The sequence below is a fragment of the Leptolyngbya cf. ectocarpi LEGE 11479 genome, from assembly GCF_015207065.1.
Classification (GTDB): domain Bacteria; phylum Cyanobacteriota; class Cyanobacteriia; order Phormidesmidales; family Phormidesmidaceae; genus Leptothoe; species Leptothoe ectocarpi.
Genome location: NZ_JADEXP010000640.1, coordinates 1 through 1,251 on the forward strand (window position 1 = coordinate 1; position 1,251 = coordinate 1,251).

At 50.4% G+C, this 1,251-nt stretch carries 1 protein-coding gene; it reads right to left on the reverse strand.

The annotated features are described in order from the left end of the window. Nucleotides 1–55 precede the first annotated feature (55 nt). Nucleotides 56–1,075 (reverse strand): fimbria/pilus outer membrane usher protein, encoded by a 1,020-nt coding sequence (locus tag IQ260_RS30680; protein WP_193996816.1) that lies wholly within the window; start codon nt 1,073–1,075, stop codon nt 56–58. Nucleotides 1,076–1,251: the final 176 nt, after the last annotated feature.

The following is a 1,251-nucleotide window of genomic DNA, read 5'->3' on the forward strand; positions in this document are numbered from 1 at the left end:
ATAACCGGAACTCACATCAACAGGGTCGTTTCTATCTTCATTAACCTTATGTCCTTTATTTCTGTATAAATTGATGCCGTTTGAATTTGGAATTGCTGACACCTGGTAAGATTCCTGTGGTCAGCTGAACGATGGGGCCGGACCCTGCTGTACCGACGCCGTAGCCGAGTTCAATATCCCAGAGGGAACGACTGTCTTGGCTTAGCTGGTTAGATGTGTACTGCCAGCTAGCAGTGGCTAACTGGGCCAGGTCATTTACATTACGAGTTTCGTAGCCCAGATTTAGGGAGTGGCCTGTGCTGTTAGCCAGCCTCCCAGAAAGGTTATAGCTTAGATAGGATTGGGTAGTAATTTCATCGCCTCGGTGACGCAGCCCCAGCGCACCGTAGCGGGCCTGGGCATTCCAACGAATATTGCTGTTGGTATCGACGGTTGCCTGGCCAAATAGATAAAAATCACCTCGGTTTAGATTGACGCGGGTGCCCAAGGCCAGCGCACTATCTCTCGTGTTGCCAGATAGGGTAAAGGCCATGTTGGGAAAAACGGCCCAATCCGCGCGAAAGCGTTGGGAAAAGCGATCGCTATTAAAGCTGAGATTCATGTCATCGGTCGGTCGCCAACGCACATCAGCATTGACCTCTACGTCGCCAGCAGGGGCTAGCAGAGCTGAGATGGAGGCCTGTAAGGGCGTATAGTCAGGACTATAAAATACTTCAGTCAGTAATTTGAGCGATTTATCATGAATAATGCCAGCTCCCAGGGTTAGGGATTCACTCACACCAGCTCGATAGCTAAGACCGCCTACGATATTGTTAAAGTCTCCTATAAACTGATTGTTGACATCACGGTCAAAACCAGCGGACACGATTAGCGCTGAGGCTCCTACTGGCAGTTGTCCGGGCAGACTTGAAAAGGTGGCGTCGGTTTCGATTGGTGTTGCTGTTAGCTGCCCTGCGGGAAAGAGAAGAAGACGATAGCGACCTTGCCCCGTAGAGGGCACATCGGTAAACCGATATACGCCAGAGGAGTCCACCAGTACTTCATCAATGATTTGACCGTTGCGGGTAAGCTGCACCAGTGTACCTGGAGCGGCTTCACCAGTAACAGTACGTTCTAAATTAGTTGCCTGGAGCTGCTGACCTGACTTTTCCTACTAAGTGTTCAAACCCTTGATAGTCATTACTTGTGGCCCATAGCCTGATCATCCGCTAAAGTGAGTGCACCGCTACCCAGGGAGCCACCGATGAGTAC